Here is a 20,140-nt window from a genome sequence, read left to right on the forward strand (position 1 = left end):
CCTAGCGCGGCGGGACCGGCTGGCGGAAGTACGGGTCCTGTCCGGCGAGCCGGTAACCCTCCAGGGCCGGACCGCTGTTGACGGTCAGATCGCAGCCGGGGCCGGGGACCGGGCGGTTCCAGTGCACCAGCGCGCGGAGCTTCGGCAGGGTCGGCGCGACCTCGGGGATCGCGGTGTACCAGTCGCGCGGGCGCAGGGGCCGCTTCGGATCGGGCGCGGTCGAGAACTCCGACAGCATGACCGGCTTGTCGGAGGAGATGTGGGCGCGCAGCCAGTCGTAGGAGGGCCGCTGACTCGCCTCGAAGTCCAGCCAGTCGGTCGACCGGTGGCAGAGGTAGTAGTTGTACTGGTCCATCCCGAGCCAGTCGACGTAGGCGTCGCCGGGGTAGAGCCGCTTCATCTGCTCGGCGTGGCCGAGATAGCCGGAGACCGTCCAGACCCAGACCACGTTGTCGACACCGAGCTTCTCGAAGCGGTCGTGCAGGTGGCGGTAGGCGGCGACGTACTCCTCGGGGGTCCCGGCGCCCTCCTTGATCCGGAAGTCGGTCTCCTGGTCGAAGGAGAAGAAGACGCGCTTGCCGTACGCCTTGATGCGGCGGGCCTGCGGATCGATGATCTTCGCGTCGTGGGCGCCGGAGGCGATGTTCTTCCAGCCGAGCTGCCGCTCGGTCCAGCCCGCGTGGTGCGGCGCGGTCCACACGGTGGACTCCCAGGCCAGCATCAGCAGCCGGTCACGGCCGAGTTCCTGCTCGTCGCGGGTGAGGAGCTGTCCGTCGCGCTCGTTCCCCGACATGTCGTGGTACGTGTAGACGACATCGAGCCTGCGGCCGATCTTCTTCTCGAAGGCGTAGACCGGCGCGGTCAGCGAACCGTCGCCGTCGTACGGGATGTACGCCCCCCACCAGGCGCCGCAGGGTGCGACCAGCAGCTCGTCCGGTGCACAGCGGCCCCGGGGCGGCTCGCCGGAGGTGGCGTCGCGTGGGAGGTCCTCGCCCGAGGAACGGCCGCCGTCGCCCTCTCCTGAGGAGCGGGTGCCCCAGACACCGAGTCCGGCGACCAGGAGCGCGACGGCGGCGAGGACGACCGCGGTGGAGGAGCGTTTCCCGCGTAAGGCATGGCGTCCGCTCATCGGCCGCCTCCGGGGTGGGGTTTCTCGCGCTCGCGTCCGGCGGCCGGCGCCGGAACGCCGGGCCCACGGGACGGCCGGGTCCGCTCGGCCGCGCCCCGGGTGGCGGCGGGCAGCGGTACACCGGGCAGGGCGGCGGCGACCGTCACGAAACCGGCGAGGGAGACCAGGAACACGGTCGTCGAGAACCCCTTGACCAGGAACAGTGAGGTCGCGGTGAGCGCGGCCAGGGAGAGGCTGACCGGCGCGGCGAGCGCGAACCCCTCCAGCCGGGCGCCGGGACGCAGGCCGCCGGGCTGCGGGTGGAGCAGGGCGAGCCCCGGCCCGAAACAGACGAAGAGCAGTACGGGAATCCAGCGCAGCGGGGAGCCCCCCGGCAACTGGCTCGCCCCCAGCGCGAGCCAGCCCGAGGCCGCCAGGCCCGCTCTCAGCTGGGTTCGGGTCGGCTGGACATGGGGCATGGGGGCCTCCTCGTCATCGCGGGGCGGACCGGTCCGGCGAGGCCGCCGGCCGGAATTGCAGGACGAGTCCGTGTGCGTTCTCCTCCACCACGCGGAAGCGCGGGGAGCGCTTGAGCGCGTCCCGCAGGATGGTGAAGCTGCCCGGGGGCAGATAGCCCTCGCCGATGACCGCCTTCTCCTGGGTCGGCGTGAGGATCACGTATGCCGGGCGGCCCTCCGGGATGCCCGCCGCGAGGTATCCGGCCGGGTCCTTGAGCATCTTGAGGTTCTCGGGCACGTCCTGTTCGGTGAAGAACCAGCGTTCATAGCGGTCGTAGCGGTAGTACGCGCCGGGGAACGACCCGGTCGTCGCGAGGATCAGCGCCCCGTCCGGCGCCCGGTCGAAGGCGCGCCGGGTGAGCGCGACCTCGGCGGGCGGGGCGTAGTGCATGCCCTCCTTGCCGTAGTACGAGGGCAGGAAGCCGGCGAGCAGGGCGGTCAGCGCCAGGGGCATGGCGACGGCGGTGACGCGACGGGCGGCCCGGGCGGCCCTGCCGGACGCCCCGGCGGCCGGCACCAGCGCCGCCGCGGCGAAGAACGCCGTGCCGGGGAGCCCGAACAGATAGACGCGGAAGAGCATTTCGCCGCCGTAGTCGTTGACGGCGAACATCGGCACCGGAGCGGCCGCGGCCAGCAGCAGCGGCAGAGCGCTGCGCACGAGCCGGCGGCGCAGCAGAACGGCCGCGCCGGCGAGGACGGCGAGCCCGCCCACCATCAGGATGTTGGCGGCGCCGACGAGCTCCGGCCCCGGGCCGGTGGGCTCGCCCGCGTATCCCGCGCGGGAGTTGACGAGCAGGTCCCCGGCCGAGTCGCGCAGGGTGCTCATCGTCTCCAGGAAGAGCACCCTGCCCATCGTCAGGTCCCAGATCAGCATGATCAGCCCGGTGACCGCCAGCAGCCCGAGGTTGCGGTGGCGGCGGGTGAGGCAGAGCGCGCCCAGGGTCGCGCAGAGCATCACCGGCGTGAGCTGGTGGGACGCGTTGATGGCGGCGATGAGCGGGGCGACGATCAGGATGCAGACCGCCCGCTGGCGCCGCCCGGTGGGTGGCGGCACGGCGGCCGCCGCCGGGTCGAGCCCGGTGCGGTCGCGCAGCCGCCCGGCCGAGCCCGGAAGGACGAAGTGCCGCACGACCACGGCGAAGACCGTCAGATGGAGCAGATACGAGAACCCCTGCGGCGAGAGATAGTCCTGGCCGACCCAGTTGGCGAGCTGGAAGATCCATACGGCGGTCCACACCAGACGCCAGTCGTCGGTGAAGGTGCGGTAGATCAGGACGAGCACGGGCAGGGTCAGGATGCCGAGCGCCACCGGTGCCCAGTTGATGAACGAGGCCGCGGCGTCGACGCCGAAGGCCCGGACGAGGGCCGCGTTGAGGGAGAAGAAGCCGGGCCACTGGTCGTAGGCGGACATGCCGCCGGACAGCTCGGTGTGCGGATGGACCGTTCCCTCGGCGAGGAGCCGGCTGATCACGGCGTCGTGTTTGGACGCCCAGGCGTAGCGCACGGAGTCGTAGAGGACGGCGGGGGGCGCCTTGAGGGCCACCAGCATGGCGGCGCAGTAGGCGGCGGGCCACAGCGGCGCGGTGCCGGCGCGGCGCAGGGTGACCAGAAAACCGCAGGTCAAGACGGCCAGTGCGGCATAGAAGGCCGGGGGGAAGCGGTCGAGGAGCCCGAAGTCGGTGATGTCCCGGAAGCCGGTCCGGGGCAGCGCGTAGGCCCAGAGCCCGGCAGCCACCGGCAGGGGCAGCCAGCTGCCCAGGGCCTGTGGTGCGAGCGCGGCGCGCAGGGGCCGGGTGGGCGGTGGCGCGCCGCCGCGGATTCCGGTCGCTTCCCCCTCGGGCGGCGCGCCGCTCTCTCTGACCGGTGTGGACACGTGGTGCTGCTGCACGGTGCGACTCCCCCACGGAGTGGTCTGCCTCAGGGCCTGTCTTTCGGCTCTTGCCGGGCTCGGCACCCAAAAGACAGGCCCTAGCCTGCGAACTCGGGGCCCCTGAGCACGGTCCGCGCTCGGCGGTAGGTACGCCAGCCGACCGTCGGCAGCGAGTCCCGGTAGGGCGCGGTCCGCGCGCCGCGGCCTTCCATCCAGCTCTCGACGTCGGCGACGGTGTGCGTGCGGCGGACGATGAGCCGGGCGATGCGGTGGACCTCGTCCCGTTCCGAACTCAGGGCGTGGCGCACGGCGACCGCCGACGTGTACCCGGCGTCCAGAGCGGCCCTGCGCACGGCCCGGCTGTTGTAGCCGTGCGGATAGGCCAGGTGCGTCACCTCGTGGCCGAGGACGTCCTGGAGCACCGCCCTGGACTCCCGCAGCTCCCGGACCACGGCGGCGGCGGGCAGGGTGTCGAGCTGCGGATGGGTGACGGTGTGGGCGCCGATCTCGATGCCGTACTGCTCCAGGAGCGGCGCCTGGCCCAGCGCCATCATCGGCGCGGGCGGCAGCAGGCTGGAGCGGCCCGGGGTGATCGCCCCGGTGGTCAGATAGGCCGTGGCGGGCAGCCGGCGCGAGGCGAGCGCCTCGGCGGTGGGCCCGGGGAGATCGGCGAAGCCGTCGTCGAAGGTGAGCACGACGGGCCGGGCCGGCAGGTCCCCACCGCCCGCGAGGTGGACGGCGAGCACACCGAGCGGGACCGGAGTACGGCCACTGGCCACGATCGCGTCGAGCTGCGCCCCGAAGTCCCGTGGCGCGACGGTGAATTCGGCGATCCAGTCGGGCGGGTCCTCCATCACGGCGTGGTAGAGGAGCACGGGGATGGCGGAGGTCATCTCGCCCTCCCCAGCCGGGCCTTGGCATAACCGAGGGGGCCGTAGAGCATGCCGCGTCGCTCCAGTCGGGAGAGGCTGCGAGGCCAGGGGTGGCCATGGCCGCCGTGCTCGCCCGGAGCGCCGTCGCGCACGCCGGACCCGGCGGGTGGGCCCGCGTCGGCGGCCGCGCGCCGGGCGGTCATGGCGCGCGCGTACAGCAGCCCGCGGGGCAGCCGGGCGAGCAGCGCCGGCAGCAGCGCGGGGCGGCGCACGAGGATCGCGGTCAGATACGCGGTGAGCCCGGCGCCGTAGCCGTACGCCTGGTTCCTCAGGTCCTGCCAGGTCTCGCGGTGGTGGTGCCAGACGAGCGCGTCGGGCGTGTAGCGGAGCCGGAAGCCCGCGGCGAGGACGGCGACGAAGGCGTAGAGGTCGTCGCCGCCCCGGGCCGGTGTGCCGGTGCCGGTGGCCGGGTCGAATCCTCCGGCGGCCTCCAGCGCCGCCGTGCGGAAGGCCATGTTGGCGCCGGAGCCGAAGCTGCCCGCGGTGAACGGGAACAGCGGCTCGCCGGCGGGCGGGCGCAGCGGGTCGTAGAGGCGCGGCTCGAAGCCCTTGGCGAAGCCGCCGTGGGATTCGAGGAGGACCTGGGCCGGGGTGGCGAGCCGGGCCGGGAGGATCAGTCCGGTGGCGCAGCCGAGCCTCGGGTCCGCGGCGAAGGGCGCGGTGAGCGCGGTCAGCCAGTGCGGGTCGGCGATCACGTCGTCGTCGGTGAAGGCGACGACCGCTCCGTCGGCGGCGGCGACACCCCGGTTGTGCGCGGTGGCGAGCCCGGGCACGGGCTCGCGTACGTACCGGACGCGCCCGGCGTAGGCGCGCGTGACGAGCTCCTCGGTGGCGTCGGTCAGGGGCGCGTTGTCGACGACGACGATCTCGTGGTCGGGGTGGTCCTGGTCGAGGAGCGAGTCGAGGGCCCTCGCGAGCTGGGCGGCCCGCTCACGGGTGGCGACGACGACGCTGGTGCGGGGCAGGTCGCCGGAGGGCTCAGGGCCGTGCGGGGCTGACGGGACGCCCGGGGCCGGGCCGCCGGCGACGTCGTGGGCGAGCCGGTCGCGGGCGAGCGCGGCGACGGTGGCCGCCGGGTCGGCGCCGGCCGGGATGTGCCCGACGACGGTGGCGGCGGGCCGGCCCAGGACGCGCACGAGAGCGTAGACATCGCCTGCCCCCACCGGCGGGCCGCCGGGGCCGGGCCCGAAGGCGAGGATGCCGCCGTCGGCATCGAGGTCGATCTCGGCGACGGCAAGGGCACGAGGTGGACGGAACATACGGCTCCCCCTGAACTGACGCTTGCTTCCGGTCACTTCCCCCGCAGCCGGCCGATCCGGTTGAGCACCCGGCGGCCGTGGCCGGCGAGCCGGGGCCTGTTCCGTACGAAGCTGTGGGCGCGCCGCGAGGGCTCCCGGCCCAGCCAGTACAGCCCCGCCCGCAGGCCGGGGCGGACCGCCGACCCCTCGTACACCCGCAGTTCACCGGTCTTGAGCGCGTCCTTGTACTCGGCCGCTCCGCGCCCCAGGTCGAGCATCCCGATCCCGGCGGAGGCGGCCGCCTCCGCCATCCGCAGATGGAGGACGAGACCGGGCGAGTACTTCGCGAACTCGGGGTCGTACGCAGGGAACCAGCACGACAGCACGGTCGCCGAGCGCAGTCCGAAGTGGGCGGCGACGGGCCGCTCACCGGCGTACAGCACGGACAGCAACCCCGAACACCCGGGCGCCCGCAGTCCGTGCAGCCGCCGCACAAGGGTGCTGATCCACTCCTTGGCGAACCGGTCGCGGCGGCCGGTCCTGCGGTACTGCGCGGACTTCCACTCCATGAGGGTGGCCAGCGCGGCCGGGTCGCGCTCGTCGAAGACGAACCGCAGCTCCCCCTCCACCTGCCGCCCCAGCTTGCGTTCCTTGGCCAGCGTGGTCTTCAGGAACTTGGGCGACTGCGCCCGCAGGACGCGCTCGTACGCCGCGTATCCCTCGCCGACGTCGATCACCGGCGAGGCGAACTCCTCCGCCGCGTGAGCGGCGAAGGCGCTCCGGCCGTCCTCCAGATTGTCGAACTCCCAGCTCGCCAGGCCGCATTCACGCAGCAGCGCCCGTGCGGGCAGCTCGAGCCCGGCTCTGAGGACCGCCCCCTGGCAGTCCGAGACTCCGAGCCCCACGGCCCGCCCCCGCCCGAGCGGGCCCTTCTCGTACGGAAAGAAACCGACCGGTTCACCGCCCTCCCACACCACGGCCACCCTCACCCGCGGTCGCACCTCGGCGACGGCCCGGGTGAACTCCGGCTCCATGAAGGGATTGGCGGGCGCCCCGGACTTGGCACGCAGCTCCCGCCAGGCTTCGATCTCCCTGCCGCTCAGCTCCCCGGGCCTCACGACACACACGCGTACAGCGCTCAACTCGACCCCCCGGTCGTCCCCCTGAGTCTTGCCGCTACAGGACGGTACCGGTCGATATCACTGCGGGACAGACCCACTCGCCCATCTTGTGACCAACCCGTGAAACCGTGTGATCAGGGAGATTTCGCGAGTCTGATGGGGCGCGAAGTGCGGGATGTGCCGGTGTGGCGGCGGGGGGGACGCCTCAGACCGTGGCGCGCTCCCCGCGTCGCCAGACCTCCGTGACCAGGGGGACCCCCGGCCGGTAGGCCAGGTGGACGTGGCTGGGTGCGTCCAGGAGGGCGAGGTCCGCGTATGCGCCCGGGGCGAGGCGGCCGACGTCCTCGCGGCGCAGGGCCGCCGCGCCGCCCGCCGTCGCCGACCAGATGGCCTCGTCCGGGGTCATCCCCATGTCCCGTACGGCCAGGGCGACGCAGAAGGGGACCGAGGAGGTGAAGGACGAGCCGGGGTTGCAGTCGGTGGAGAGGGCGACCGTCACGCCGGCGTCGAGGAGGCGGCGGGCGTCCGGCCAGGCGGCGCGGGTGGAGAACTCGGCGCCCGGCAGGAGCGTGGCGACGGTGTTGCCGTGGGCGAGGGCGTCGACGTCCGCGTCCGTCAGGTGGGTGCAGTGGTCGGCGCTCGCCGCGTCCAGTTCGACCGCGAGCTGCACACCGGGGCCGTACGAGAGCTGGTTGGCGTGGACGCGGGGGTGCAGGCCCTTCGCCCGGCCGGCGGTGAGGATCGCGCGGGCCTGGTCGCCGTCGAAGGCGCCCTTCTCGCAGAACACGTCGATCCAGCGGGCGTGCGGCGCGCAGGCGTCGAGCATCTCGCCGGTGACCAGGGCGACGTACGCGGCCGGGTCGTCGGCGTAGTCGGGCGAGACGATGTGCGCGCCGAGGTAGGTCACCTCGTCGGTGTGGCGGGCGGCGATGCGCAGGGCGCGGGCCTCGTCCTCGACGGTGAGGCCGTAGCCGGACTTGGTCTCGAAGGTGGTGGTGCCCTGGCGCAGGGCCTCCGCCATGTAGCGGGCCACGTTCGCGGACAGCTGCTCGTCGGACGCCGCGCGGGTCGCGGCGACCGTCGTGCGGATGCCGCCCGCCGAGTAGGCGCGGCCGGACATCCGGGCGTTGAACTCGGCGGTGCGGTCGCCCGCGAAGACGAGGTGCGAGTGGGAGTCGACGAATCCGGGGACGACGGCCCGGCCGCCCGCGTCGACCCGGTTGTCAGTGGCGGGTGCTTTGCTGGTTTCACCCACCCAGGCGATGCGGTCGCCGTCGATGACGACGGCCGCGTCCCGGATCAGGCCGAGGGGGGATCCGTCACCGAGGGAGGGGTCGTTGGTGACCAGACTGGCGATGTTGGTGATGACGGTGGCCGCCGCGGCGACGGTGTTGTTCGTCGTGGCGGGGGCCGGCGTCGCCGGGGTGTTGTTCGTGGTCTCGGGACCGCTGCTCATGAGGGGGGATCTCTCCTTCAGCCGGGGCGGCCGGGTCAGTCGTGCAGGGCGGCGATGGCGTCCGTCAGTGCCCGGGGAACGTCCGGGACGAGCGTGTGGGCTCCGTCCCGCACGACGTGGCGGCCACCCACGACCGTATGGCGCACATCCGCCGCGGACGCGGCGAATACCGCTGTCTCAGCTGCCAGACGCGGCACCGGTCCCGCTGTCCTGACCGAGTCGAGCGCGATCGTCGCGAAGTCGGCGAGGGCGCCCGTCTCCAGGCGGCCGGCCTCGGGCAGGCCGAGGGCCGCGTGGCCGTCGGCGGTCGCGGCACGCAGGAGGGCCGCCGCCGTCCAGTGGCCGCGGGTGCGCGAGCGCAGGCGCTCGTCGAGCTCCATCGCGCGGGCCTCCTCCAGGAGGTCGATCACCGCGTGGCTGTCGCTGCCGAGCGAGAGCGGCGAGCCGGCGCGCTGGAGGGCGACCGCCGGGCCGATGCCGTCGGCGAGGTCCCGTTCGGTGGTGGGGCACATGCAGGTGCCGGTGGTCGTGCCGCCAAGGAGGGCGATGTCGGCGTCCGTGAGGTGGGTGTTGTGGACGCCCGTGGTGCGCGGGCCGAGGACCCCGTGGTCGGCCAGGAGCCGGGTGGGGGTGCGGCCGTGGGCGGCCAGGCACGCGTCGTTCTCCGCGGTCTGCTCGGAGAGGTGGACATGGAGGGGGGCGTGACGGGCCGAGGCCCACTCGGCGACCGTGGACAGCTGGTCCGCGGGAACCGCCCGTACGGAGTGGATCGCCGCCCCGATGCGTACGCCCGGCCGCTCCTTCAGCAGCGACACCCGCTGGGCCCAGGCGTCCGCCGTTCCGTCGGAGAAGCGCAGCTGGTGCGCGTTGGGTGCCTGGCCGAAGCCGGAGGAGAGGTAGGCCGTGTCGAGGAGCGTGATCCGGATGCCCGCCTCGCCGGCCGCCGCGATCAGCGCCTCGCCCATCGCGTTCGGGTCGGCGTAGGAGGCCCCTCCGGGCGCGTGATGGAGGTAGTGGAACTCACCGACCGCGGTGATTCCCGCCAGCGCCATCTCCGCGTAGACGGCCCGGGCGAGGGAGAAGTACGACTCCGGGGTGAGCCGGGACGCGACCTGGTACATCACCTCGCGCCAGGTCCAGAAGGTGCCGGAGCCGACCTGGACGGTGCCGCGCAGGGCGCGGTGGAAGGCGTGCGAGTGGGCGTTGGCGAAGCCGGGGACCGTCAGTCCCCGCAGCACCTCGGCGCCCGGCGGCGGAGCGTCGACACCGGTCCGCACGGCGGCGATCCGGCCGTCCGAGGTGTCGACGTCCAGTGCCACGCCCGGCTCGACGTGCGTGTCGAGCCAGGCGTGTTCGGCCCAGTAGGTCGTCAGCTGCACGCGAGCCCTTCCAGTACGTCGGCGAGTGCGAGGACCCCGGCCACGCAGTCGTCCTCGGCCGCGGTCTCGGCCGGGGAGTGCGAGACGCCCGTGGGGTTCCGTACGAACAGCATGGCGGTCGGGATCGAACCGGACAAAATACCCGCGTCGTGGCCCGCGCCGGTGCCGAGCACCGGGACGGCCCCGCCGAGGATCTTGTTGAGCTCGTCGCGCAGGGCGTGCTCGAACTCGATCACCGGCGTGAAGGACTCCCGGACGACCGTGAGGTCGATGCCGTTCCGTTCGGCGTGGGCGCGGGCGGCCGCCTCGATCCCGGCGGTCACCGTGTCGAGGGCGGACTGGTCCGCCGCCCGCGAGTCCAGCCAGCCGCGGACGAGGGACGGGATCGCGTTGACGCCGTTCGGCTCGACGGAGATCTTGCCGAAGGTGGCGACCGCGCCCGCGAGTTCGGCCTCGCGGCGGGCGGCGAGGACCGTCTCGGCGTAGGTCAGCATCGGGTCACGGCGGTCGACGAGCCGGGTGGTGCCGGCGTGGTTGGCCTCGCCGTGGAAGTCGTACCGCCAGCGGCCGTGCGGCCAGATCGCGCTCGCGATGCCGACCGCGTCCCCGGACAGGTCCAGCGCCCGGCCCTGTTCCACGTGCAGTTCGACGAACGCGCCGATGCGGGCGAGGCGCTCGGGGTCGGGCCCGATGGCCTCGGGGTCGTAGCCCGCGGCCTCCATGGCCCGGGGCAGGCTGATCCCGTCCGCGTCCCGCAGCTCGTGGGCCTTCTCGCGGGTGAGCTGTCCCGCGGTCAGCCGGGAGCCGACGCAGGCCAGTCCGAAGCGCGCACCCTCCTCGTCACCGAAGTTGGTGAGGGCGAGGGGCCGGGTGAACCGGGCCCCCCGGCGGCGCAGTTCGTCCAGCGCGGCGAAGGACGAGACGACGCCGAGGGGGCCGTCGAACGCGCCGCCGTCGGGTACGGAGTCCAGGTGCGACCCGGTGACGACGGCGTCCCCGGCGGCGGGGTCGCCGAGCCAGGCCCACTGGTTGCCGTTGCGGTCGGTCTCGTAGGAGAGCCCGCGCGCCTCGGCCTGCTCCTGGAACCAGGTGCGGCAGTCGGCGTCCGCGCCGGTCCAGGCGTAGCGGCGGTAGCCGCCGGTGGTGGCGTGCCGTCCGACGGGGGCGAGGTCGGCCCACATCCGCTGGAAGCTCGTGGCGCCCGTCGCTTCCCGCCGGGAGGACCCGTCACCGCCGGGCGCGCTCACGCCTCCTCCCGCATCGGGACGCGCACGCCCTTCTCGTCGGCGACCGACTCGGCGATGTCGTAGCCCGCGTCCACGTGGCGGATCACGCCCATGCCCGGGTCGTTCGTCAGCACGCGGCGGATCTTCTCGCCCGCGAGCTTCGTGCCGTCGGCGACCGTGACCTGGCCCGCGTGGATGGAGCGGCCCATGCCGACGCCGCCGCCGTGGTGGATCGAGACCCAGGAGGCGCCGGAGGCGACGTTGACCATGGCGTTGAGCAGCGGCCAGTCGGCGATGGCGTCGGAGCCGTCGAGCATGGCCTCGGTCTCGCGGTACGGGGAGGCCACCGAGCCGCAGTCGAGGTGGTCGCGGCCGATGGCGAGCGGGGCGGCGAGTTCGCCGGAGGCCACCATGTCGTTGAAGCGCTCGCCGGCGCGGTCGCGCTCGCCGTAGCCGAGCCAGCAGATGCGGGCGGGCAGGCCCTGGAAGTGGACGCGCTCGCCGGCCATCTTGATCCAGCGGTGCAGGGACTCGTTCTCGGGGAAGAGCTCCAGCATCGCCTTGTCGGTCTTGTGGATGTCGGACGCCTCGCCCGACAGGGCCGCCCAGCGGAAGGGGCCCTTGCCCTCGCAGAACAGCGGGCGGATGTAGGCGGGCACGAAGCCGGGGAAGGCGAACGCGCGGTCGTAGCCGGCCAGCTGGGCCTCGCCGCGGATCGAGTTGCCGTAGTCGAAGACCTCGGCGCCGGCGTCCATGAAGCCGACCATCGCCTCGACGTGCTTGGCCATCGACTCCCGCGCGCGCTGGGTGAAGTCGGCGGGCTTCTCGGCCGCGTACGACTGCATGTCGTCGAAGTCGACGCCGATCGGCAGGTACGAGAGCGGGTCGTGGGCGCTCGTCTGGTCGGTCACGATGTCGATGGGGGCGCCCTCGGCGAGCATGCGCGGGAGCAGCTCGGCGGCGTTGCCGAGGAGGCCGATGGAGAGCGGCTTACGGGCGTCGCGGGCCTCGACGGCGAGCTGGAGCGCGTGCTCCACGGAGTTCGCGCGGACGTCCAGGTAGCGGTGCTCGATGCGGCGCTCGATGGCGCGCGGGTCGACGTCGACGCAGATGGCGACGCCGTCGTTCATGGTCACGGCGAGCGGCTGGGCGCCGCCCATGCCGCCGAGGCCGGCGGTCAGGGTGATCGTCCCGGCGAGCGTGCCGCCGAACTTCTTCGCGGCGACCGCGGCGAACGTCTCGTACGTGCCCTGGAGGATGCCCTGGGTGCCGATGTAGATCCAGGAGCCGGCCGTCATCTGGCCGTACATGGTCAGGCCGAGCTGCTCCAGGCGGCGGAACTCCTCCCAGTTCGCCCAGTCGCCGACCAGGTTGGAGTTGGCGATGAGGACGCGCGGGGCCCACTCGTGGGTCTGCATGACGCCGACCGGGCGGCCGGACTGGACGAGCATCGTCTCGTCCTGCTTCAGGGTCCGCAGGGTGCGCACCATCGCGTCGTAGGAGCGCCAGTCGCGGGCGGCCTTGCCGGTGCCGCCGTAGACGACGAGCTTGTCGGGGTGCTCGGCGACCTCGGGGTCGAGGTTGTTCTGCAGCATCCGCAGGGCGGCTTCCTGCTGCCATCCCAGGGCACTCAGTTCCGTACCGCGCGAGGCCCGTACGGGGCGGGGTCCTGACATGGCGATGCCTCCTTCATGGAAGTCCGGCGAGGGAAGTCCAACGATGTTGGTTTCTACTTATTCACATCCTGACGTGCTGAATAGTTGTAGTCAACAGCTGCGGGGCGGCCCCTCGGATGATTGGCTGACCCACATGGCTTCCGACCGTCGCGACAGGGCCGTGCACGCGGCCGTCGAACAAGGACTCCTCACCGAGACCGAGCCCGTCGCCGCCCTCCTGGACGTGGCCGGTATCCGCTCCTCCGCCGCGGCCCTCACCGAGGCGTTCGCCCGTGTCACCGACGCCCCGGTCCTGCACGCCTTCGCCGTGAAGGCCTGCCCCCTCGTCCCCGTCCTGCGGCTGCTGTACGAATCGGGCCTCGGCACCGAGGTCGCGAGTCCGGGCGAGCTGGCCCTGGCCCGCGCCGCCGGCGTACCGCCGTCCCACACGGTCCTGGACTCGCCCGCCAAGACGCCCGCCGAGCTGCGTCAGGCCCTGGCCCTCGGGATCGCCGTCAACGCCGACAATCCCCAGGAGCTCGACCGGCTCGACACCCTGCTCGCCGCCGCCCCCAGCGCCTCGCCCATCGGCCTGCGCGTCAACCCGCAGATCGGCCGGGGCAGGATCGACGCCCTGTCCACCGCCACGGCGACCTCGAAGTTCGGGGTGGCCCTGCGTGACGAGGGCGCCCGCGACCGGGTCGTCCGGACCTTCCTCGACAGGCCCTGGCTGACGCGGCTCCACACTCACTCCGGCTCCCAGGGCGTCCCGCTCGCGCTGATGGCCGAAGGCGTCCAGTCCGTCCACGCCCTCGCCGAGGAGATCAACAGGGCCGCCGGCCGGCAGCAGGTCGACACCGTCGACATCGGCGGCGGCCTGCCGGTGAACTTCGCCTCCGACGAGGAGACACCGACCTACGCCGAGTACGCCGACCTGCTCCGGCGCACCGTGCCCGGCCTCTTCGACGGCCGGTACGCCCTGGTCACCGAGTTCGGCCGGTCCCTACTGGCCAAGCACGGCACGATCCTCGCCCGCGTGGAGTACGCCAAGACCTCCGGCTCCCGCCCGATCGCGATCACCCACGCGGGCGTACAGATCGCCACCCGTACCGTGCACGACCCCCTCGCCTGGCCCCTGCGCATCGCCGCGTACGACGGCAAGGGGCTGCCCAAGGAGGGCCCCGAGGTCGTCCAGGACGTGGCCGGGCCGGCCTGCTTCGCGGGCGACCTGCTGGCCGCCGGACGCGCGCTGCCCCGGCTGGAGCAGGGCGATGTGATCGCCGCGCTGGACACCGGCGCGTACTACTTCTCCAGCCACTACGGCTACAACAGCCTGCCCCGCCTCGGGGTCCACGGCTTCACCACCGGCCCCGAGGGTGACATCCGCTTCACGACCGTGCGGACACCCCAGAGCATCGACCAGATCGTCGCGGAGTCCGGCGGCGCCCACCCGGAAGCGCTGCTGGGGCCCTGACGACGACCGGCATCGCCCGGGGCCGTGAAAGAAGGTGGTGCTGCGGCTGCGCGGCGCGGGTGACCAGGGGCGTCGGGACGGCGGGCCCTCACTCCACGAACAGGCCCCGGGCCGCCGCCCCCGCGTCGAAGTCCTCCAGACGCGCCTGGGCGTCCGGCAGGTCGTCGCACATCGCCTCCAGCAGCACCCGCCCGAGCAGCATCGGCGCGCACGCCGTGTCGAAGGCGAGCCCCGTGCCGACCGCCGCCGGGATCAGGAGATCGCTGTGCCGGGCGACCGGCGCGAACGCCGAGTCGGCGACGGTCACCACCGTCAGCCCGGCCGACCTGGCGTACTCCAGGGCCTCCACGACCTCCTTCGGGTGGCGCGGCAGGGCGAAGCACAGCAGCGCCGACGCCCCCGCCCGGACGGCCGCGTCGATGCGGTCGGTGAGCATCGTGCCGCCCTCGTCGAGGAGGCGTACGTCCGGATGGACCTTGGCGGCGAAGTACGCGAAGCCGCGCGCCTGCGAGGACGCCGCGCGCAGCCCGAGCACCGGCAGCGGCCGGGACGCGGCGAGCAGCCGGCCGGCGCGCTCCACCGGCGCGGGGTCGGCGAGGAGTTCGGCGAGGTGGCGGAGATTCTCGATCTCCGCCTGCACCGCCTGCTGGTACTCGTTGACCGTGGCGCCCTCGGTGGCGGGCTCGGCGGGCACGACGTCCCGCAGATGCTTGCGCAGCGCCGGATAGCCGTCGAAGCCCAGCGCGACGGCGAAGCGGGTGACGGAGGGCTGGCTGACCCCGGCGAGGTCGGCCAGTTCGACACTGGACAGGAACGGCACGTCACCGGCCCGGCGCACCATGCAGTGCGCGATCCGGCGCTGCGTCGGCGTCAGCCGGTGTCCCTCGAACAGCTCCTGGAGCCGCCCGGCCGGACTGTCGTTCATGCCGTCCCCCTTTGCCTATTCAGTCACCTCAAACTCTGCATGACGATATGCAGCCGGGCAAGGAGAGTCCGCGACGGGAGACGGCCGACGGGCGAAGAGGGGGGTTACCCCCACTGACACCGCCCTTCGCCGCTCCCTACCGTTGGGGGCATGGAACCCCGCGACACCGAGCTGAAGGCCGAGCTCGACGCCACCCTCCACGCACGCCGGGAGCTGGGCACGGAGTACGAGTCCGCCCTGATCGAGTCCTTCCTGGAGAAGGTCGAGCAGCGGCTGGACGCCACGGTCGACCGCCGCGTACGGCGTCAGCTGGCCGAGCAGCAGATCGTGGTCGCCCGCGGCGGCCGGCCCGCCCGCGCCGGCGGTGCGACCTTCGGCGAGCGCTACGGCTTCGGGATCATCTCGCTGGTCCTCGCCATCCCGCTCTCCGCGATCGCCGCCAGCCTGGCCCAATCCCCGGGCCTGCTCGTGGCCTGGCTCGGCATCGTCGGCGTCAACGCCGCGCACAGCTTCCGCGGCGCTATGCCTGCCAGGTGGGCAGGGCGACGATCTGACGCAGATTGATGTGCGGGGCGCGGCTGACCGTGTAGGCGACGAGGTCGGCGATCTCCTCGCTCGTCAGCATCGGGCGGGTGCCCAGCAGTTCGTCGAGCTGCCCGGAGAGTTCCGGGTTGTCGATGTGGTCGCGCAGTTCGGACTCGGTGAAGCCGGGCTCGATGTTGGTCACCCTTACGCCCCGGGGCCCGAACTCGCCGCGCAGCGCTTCCGACAGGTAGGTCAGTGCCGCCTTGCTCGCGCCGTACACGGCGTAGTTCGGGAAGGCGACGTGCGCGGCGATCGAGGAGATGTTGACGAGGTCGCCCGAGGTGGCGAGCAGGTCGGCGCTGAACGCCCGGATCAGCCGCAGCGCGCCCGTCACATTGGTGTCGAGCATCCGCTGCCACTCGTCGAGCCGCCCGTCGTCGACGGGGTTCGGGAGCATGACGCCGGCGGCGTTCACGACGATTCCGACCTGACCGTAGGCGGCGTGGATCCGCTCGACGGCCGCGTCCACCGAGGCGCCGTCGGTGACGTCGGCGGTGACGACGAGCGCCCTTCCGCCGTCGGCGGTGATCTTCTGCGCGAGTTCCTCCAGCCGCTCGGTGCGGCGGGCCAGCAGCGCCACCCGGGCACCGTGGGCGGCGAGGAGCCGGGCGGTGGCGGCGCCCATGCCGCTGGCGGCTCCGGTGATGACGGCGGTGCGTCCGGCGAGGCTGTCGTAGTTCATGTCTGCTGCTCCTGTACGGGTCGTCTGCTTGACGTCCACCACTGTGCGAGCCACGCCGCGGGCCACCCAGGGCTGTGCTTTTCCTGGGTCTGCCAGTACCAGGCACGGCCCCCGCGCCCTGGCCTAGGCTCGCCACATGGACGGTGACCTCGGAGATTTCCTGCGCTCACGGCGTGCTCGTATCCAGCCGGAGGAGGTGGGCCTGACCTCGTACGGCCGGCGCCGGGTGCCGGGCCTTCGGCGCGAGGAGGTCGCCCAGCTCGCCGGGGTGAGCGTGGACTACTACATCCGCCTGGAACAGGGCCGCGGGCCGTCGGTCTCGGACGCCGTACTGGACTCGATCGCCCGGGTGCTGCGGCTGGACGAGACGGAGGCGGCGCATCTGCGGGACGTGGCGCGGCCGGGGAAACGGACCACGCAGACGTCCTCGCAGCGGGTGCGCCCCGGTCTGCGGCTGCTGCTCGACACGCTCGGGACGGTGCCGGCGTTCGTCTTCGGCCGCCGGATGGACGTCCTGGCCTGGAACTCGCTGGCCGACGCGCTGGCCGGATACTCACGGATGGACCCGGCGGAGCGGAACGTGCCGCGCCAGATCTTCCTCATGGACGACGCGAGGGAGCTGTACCCGGAGTGGGAGGCGGTGGCGGCCGAGACGGTCGCGTACCTGCGCCTGGACGCGGGGCGGCACCCGGACGACAAGCGGCTGAGCGCGCTGGTGGGGGAGTTGTCGGTGAAGAGCGAGACGTTCCGCAGGCTGTGGGCGGACCACCAGGTCAAGGAGAAGACCCACGGCGTCAAGCGCGTCACGCACCCGGTGGTCGGCGAACTCGCGCTCCCGTACGAGTCCCTGACGCTCCCGGGCGACCCGGACCAGGTCCTGGTGGTCTACACCCCGGAACCGAACTCACCGACGGCGGAACGCTTGTCCCTCCTGGCGAGCTGGACGTCCACCCCGGCGCCGTAGGCGGCGAGCCGAGCCCGCCACGCGAGCGAGCCAAAGGGGCGCGGCCGTGTCGAAAGGGAGAACGCGCGGAGGCGCCGAGGAACGAGGCATCGAGCACGATCGACCGTCGACACGGTCTTCAAGCGCCCCGGAGGCGAGCCGAGCCCGCCAAAAGAAGCGGGCGGGGACCGCCGCACCCCCGTTGCCGGGGGGCGGGACGACGGCGGTCCCCGCCTGGGACACGGGCCCGGGTCAGGGCCGGTCTCCGCGTCCGCGGCGTCGTGAGGAGGTCCGGGAGCCGCTCCGGTTGTCCGTGACGCCGACATCCCTCAATGTGCCGGACGCGTGTTAAGCGGGTGCTGCGGGTACGTGTCGCGCTCGTACCGATCGCGCGAACCCTGACCGGTCGCGGCGCCCGCGCCGCAACCGGCCCCGACCTGCGGCTACTTCGCGCCGTCCTTCGCCAGGAAGGCGAGCAGGTCCTGACGGCTCACCACTCCGGTGGGCTTGCCCTCCACGAGCACGATCGCCGCGTCCGCCTCGCCGAGCACGGACATCAGGTCCGCGACGGGCTCGCCGGAGCCGACCTGCGGCAGCGGCGCGCTCATGTGCTTGTCGAGCGGGTCGCCCAGGGAGGCACGCTGGGTGAACAGCGCGTCGAGCAGCTCGCGTTCGACGACCGAGCCGATGACCTCGGCGGCCATGACGTCGGGGTGGCCGGCGCCGGGCTTGACGATCGGCATCTGGGACACGCCGTACTCGCGCAGGACCTCGATGGCCTGACCGACCGTCTCCTCCGGGTGCATGTGGACCAGGGAGGGCATGGAGCCCTCCTTGTGGCGCAGCACGTCGGCGACGGTGGCGGAGCCGGTCTCCTCCAGGAAGCCGTAGTCGGCCATCCACTCGTCGTTGAAGATCTTGGAGAGATAGCCGCGGCCGCTGTCGGGGAGCAGGACCACGACGACGTCGTCCGGGCCGAGGCCCTCGGCGACGCGCAGGGCGGCGACGACGGCCATGCCGCAGGAGCCGCCGACGAGGAGGCCCTCCTCCTTGGCGAGGCGGCGGGTCATCTGGAAGGAGTCCTTGTCGGACACGGCGACGATCTCGTCGGTGACGCTCGCGTCATAGGCGGTGGGCCAGAAGTCCTCACCCACGCCCTCGACGAGGTAGGGCCGGCCGGAGCCGCCGGAGTAGACCGAGCCCTCGGGGTCGGCTCCGACGATGCGGACCTTGCCGCCGCTGACTTCCTTCAGGTAGCGGCCGGTGCCGGAGATGGTGCCGCCGGTGCCGACGCCTGCGACGAAATGGGTGATCTTTCCGTCGGTCTGCTCCCAGAGCTCCGGACCGGTGGTCTCGTAGTGCGAACGGGGGTTGTTCGGGTTCGAGTACTGGTCGGGCTTCCAGGCCCCGGGGGTCTCACGGACGAGCCGGTCGGAGACGTTGTAGTACGAGTCGGGGTGCTCGGGATCGACGGCCGTGGGGCAGACGACCACCTCGGCGCCATAGGCCCGCAGAACGTTGATCTTGTCCGTCGAGACCTTGTCGGGGCAGACGAAAATGCACTTGTAGCCCTTCTGCTGGGCCACGATGGCCAGGCCGACGCCGGTGTTGCCGGACGTGGGCTCGACGATCGTGCCGCCGGGCTTGAGGGCGCCGCTCTGCTCGGCGGCCTCGATCATGCGCACGGCGATCCGGTCCTTGACCGAGCCGCCGGGGTTGAAGTACTCGACCTTGGCCAGGACGGTCGCCTGGATGCCCGCGGTCACACTGTTGAGCTTCACCAGCGGGGTGTTGCCGACGAGGCTGATCATCGAGTCGTGGAATTGCACCGTAATCTCCGGGGTCTCCGTAATGGTGCAGCCAGCGTATGCGTAGTCGGATGCGGTTACGGGGCAGTTAGCTCTTGTATGGCCAAGAGGAGGTGGCGGCCCCTATGTCGAGGGCAAGGGTGGCGCGGCGGATCGCGGCGGGCGCGGCGTACGGCGGCGGGAGCATCGGCCTGCTGGGCGCGGCGGCGGTCGGCGTGCTGCTGGCCGAGGTGCAGCTGGCGAAACGGTCGGTGGGCGGTGGGGTGGCCCCGCTTCCGCCCGGCGCGGACGGGCTGTACGGCACGGACTTCGCGCCTGCGGATCCTCTTCGGCTGGTCCTGTTGGGTGATTCGACGGCGGCGGGTCAGGGGGTACGCCGTGCGGGCCACACACCGGGCGCTCTGCTGGCGTCGGGACTGGCGGCGGTGGCGGAGCGCCCGGTGGATCTGCGGAACGTGGCGCTTCCGGGCGCCCGCTCGGACGATCTCGAGCGGCAGGTGTCCCTGCTGCTCGCGGCGCCGTGGCGGCCGGACGTGTGCGTGATCATGATCGGCGCGAACGATGTGACGCACCGCATGCAGGCGACGGAGTCGGTGCGGTATCTGGCGGCGGCGGTACGGCGGCTGCGCACGGCGGGGGCGGAGGTGGTGGTCGGTACGTGCCCTGATCTGGGCACGATCGAGCCGGTCTACCAGCCGCTGCGCTGGCTGGCGCGCCGGGCGTCCCGGCAGCTGGCGGCGGCGCAGACGATCGTGGTCGTGGAGCAGGGCGGGCGGACGGTGTCGCTGGGAGACCTCCTGGGTCCCGAGTTCGCGGCGAACCCGCGCGAGATGTTCGGCGCGGACAACTACCACCCGTCGGCGGAGGGCTACGCGACTGCGGCGATGGCGGTCCTTCCGACGCTCTGCGCGGTCCTGGGCCTGTGGCCCGAGTCCGACCGTCTGGACGCGGACCGTCACGAGGGCATGCTGCCGGTGGCGAAGGCGGCGGCCGAGGCGGCCAAGGAGCCCGGTACGGAGGTCACCGGCGCCCGTGCCCCGTGGGCTCTGCTGAAGCACCGTCGCAGGCGGCGTCTGCCGGCGCCCGTCGAGCCCGCCCCTTCGGAGGCGCACAGATCGTGATCCCGGCCGGGGCGGGTGCCGCCCGCCCCGGCCGACTGAGCGCTCGCTTAGAAAAGAGGCCCGCATCACACGCCCACCCCGGTGACCAATGGGATACGT

General features: G+C 72.9%; 17 protein-coding genes. 4 read left to right on the forward strand and 13 right to left on the reverse strand.

From position 1 onward, the window contains the following. Window position 1 precedes the first annotated feature (1 nt). The 10 genes from ACZ7J0_RS22055 to hutU form a co-directional block, all read right to left on the reverse strand. On the reverse strand, window positions 2-1,129 hold the full coding sequence (locus tag ACZ7J0_RS22055; protein WP_470889839.1) for a glycoside hydrolase family 26 protein: 1,128 nt from the start codon (window positions 1,127-1,129) through the stop codon (window positions 2-4). Then, on the reverse strand, window positions 1,126-1,587 hold the full coding sequence (locus tag ACZ7J0_RS22060; RefSeq protein ID WP_470889841.1) for a hypothetical protein: 462 nt from the start codon (window positions 1,585-1,587) through the stop codon (window positions 1,126-1,128). Before ACZ7J0_RS22060 ends, ACZ7J0_RS22055 begins: the two co-directional genes overlap by 4 nt. Window positions 1,588-1,600: 13 nt before the next feature. Next, window positions 1,601-3,514: a hypothetical protein gene (locus tag ACZ7J0_RS22065; protein WP_470889843.1), complete on the reverse strand. Its 1,914-nt coding sequence runs from the start codon at window positions 3,512-3,514 to the stop codon at window positions 1,601-1,603. 80 nt (window positions 3,515-3,594) lie between these two features. Continuing rightward, window positions 3,595-4,389, reverse strand: a complete 795-nt coding sequence (locus ACZ7J0_RS22070; RefSeq protein WP_470889845.1) for a polysaccharide deacetylase family protein — start codon at window positions 4,387-4,389, stop codon at window positions 3,595-3,597. Then, window positions 4,386-5,687, reverse strand: a complete 1,302-nt coding sequence (locus tag ACZ7J0_RS22075) for a glycosyltransferase family 2 protein (RefSeq protein WP_470889847.1) — start codon at window positions 5,685-5,687, stop codon at window positions 4,386-4,388. The genes ACZ7J0_RS22070 and ACZ7J0_RS22075 overlap by 4 nt, the downstream gene beginning before the upstream one ends. Window positions 5,688-5,719: 32 nt before the next feature. Then, a complete protein-coding gene (locus ACZ7J0_RS22080) occupies window positions 5,720-6,808 on the reverse strand; it encodes a GNAT family N-acetyltransferase (protein ID WP_470889849.1) in 1,089 nt (362 codons plus the stop codon). Between the two features lie 184 nt (window positions 6,809-6,992). Next, window positions 6,993-8,243, reverse strand: a complete 1,251-nt coding sequence (gene hutI, locus ACZ7J0_RS22085) for an imidazolonepropionase (protein ID WP_470889851.1) — start codon at window positions 8,241-8,243, stop codon at window positions 6,993-6,995. 35 nt (window positions 8,244-8,278) lie between these two features. Next, a complete protein-coding gene (locus ACZ7J0_RS22090; RefSeq protein WP_470889853.1) occupies window positions 8,279-9,622 on the reverse strand; it encodes a formimidoylglutamate deiminase in 1,344 nt (447 codons plus the stop codon). Then, a complete protein-coding gene (locus ACZ7J0_RS22095; protein ID WP_470890101.1) occupies window positions 9,613-10,803 on the reverse strand; it encodes an allantoate amidohydrolase in 1,191 nt (396 codons plus the stop codon). Before ACZ7J0_RS22095 ends, ACZ7J0_RS22090 begins: the two co-directional genes overlap by 10 nt. Window positions 10,804-10,865: 62 nt before the next feature. Continuing rightward, window positions 10,866-12,524 (reverse strand): urocanate hydratase, encoded by a 1,659-nt coding sequence (gene hutU, locus ACZ7J0_RS22100; protein WP_470889854.1) that lies wholly within the window; start codon window positions 12,522-12,524, stop codon window positions 10,866-10,868. A gap of 133 nt (window positions 12,525-12,657) precedes the next feature. Here hutU and ACZ7J0_RS22105 point away from each other — a divergent pair, with 133 nt between their 5' ends. After that, the gene (locus ACZ7J0_RS22105) at window positions 12,658-13,977 is read left to right on the forward strand and encodes a type III PLP-dependent enzyme domain-containing protein (RefSeq protein WP_470889856.1); all 1,320 of its coding nucleotides are present in this window, start codon (window positions 12,658-12,660) and stop codon (window positions 13,975-13,977) included. An 88-nt stretch (window positions 13,978-14,065) separates the two neighbouring features. Here ACZ7J0_RS22105 and ACZ7J0_RS22110 read toward each other — a convergent pair whose 3' ends face one another. Further along, a complete protein-coding gene (locus ACZ7J0_RS22110) occupies window positions 14,066-14,902 on the reverse strand; it encodes a MurR/RpiR family transcriptional regulator (RefSeq protein ID WP_470889858.1) in 837 nt (278 codons plus the stop codon). A gap of 150 nt (window positions 14,903-15,052) precedes the next feature. Here ACZ7J0_RS22110 and ACZ7J0_RS22115 point away from each other — a divergent pair, with 150 nt between their 5' ends. Further along, window positions 15,053-15,466, forward strand: coding sequence for a hypothetical protein (locus ACZ7J0_RS22115; protein ID WP_470889860.1), 414 nt, complete (start codon window positions 15,053-15,055; stop codon window positions 15,464-15,466). On the opposite strand, the gene ACZ7J0_RS22120 is transcribed toward ACZ7J0_RS22115, so the two are convergent. Further along, the gene (locus ACZ7J0_RS22120; protein ID WP_470889862.1) at window positions 15,423-16,169 is read right to left on the reverse strand and encodes an SDR family oxidoreductase; all 747 of its coding nucleotides are present in this window, start codon (window positions 16,167-16,169) and stop codon (window positions 15,423-15,425) included. The two genes, ACZ7J0_RS22115 and ACZ7J0_RS22120, sit on opposite strands and share 44 nt — an antisense overlap. Before the next feature lie 136 nt (window positions 16,170-16,305). On the opposite strand from ACZ7J0_RS22120, the gene ACZ7J0_RS22125 reads away from it, so the two are divergent. Beyond that, the gene (locus tag ACZ7J0_RS22125; RefSeq protein WP_470889864.1) at window positions 16,306-17,133 is read left to right on the forward strand and encodes a helix-turn-helix transcriptional regulator; all 828 of its coding nucleotides are present in this window, start codon (window positions 16,306-16,308) and stop codon (window positions 17,131-17,133) included. A 422-nt stretch (window positions 17,134-17,555) separates the two neighbouring features. On the opposite strand, the gene ACZ7J0_RS22130 is transcribed toward ACZ7J0_RS22125, so the two are convergent. Then, window positions 17,556-18,941, reverse strand: a complete 1,386-nt coding sequence (locus tag ACZ7J0_RS22130) for a cystathionine beta-synthase (protein ID WP_469121385.1) — start codon at window positions 18,939-18,941, stop codon at window positions 17,556-17,558. A gap of 104 nt (window positions 18,942-19,045) precedes the next feature. On the opposite strand from ACZ7J0_RS22130, the gene ACZ7J0_RS22135 reads away from it, so the two are divergent. Next, window positions 19,046-20,041, forward strand: a complete 996-nt coding sequence (locus tag ACZ7J0_RS22135; protein ID WP_470889866.1) for an SGNH/GDSL hydrolase family protein — start codon at window positions 19,046-19,048, stop codon at window positions 20,039-20,041. The last annotated feature ends 99 nt before the right edge of the window (window positions 20,042-20,140 follow it).

It is taken from the genome of Streptomyces sp. NPDC038280 (genome assembly GCF_055600045.1).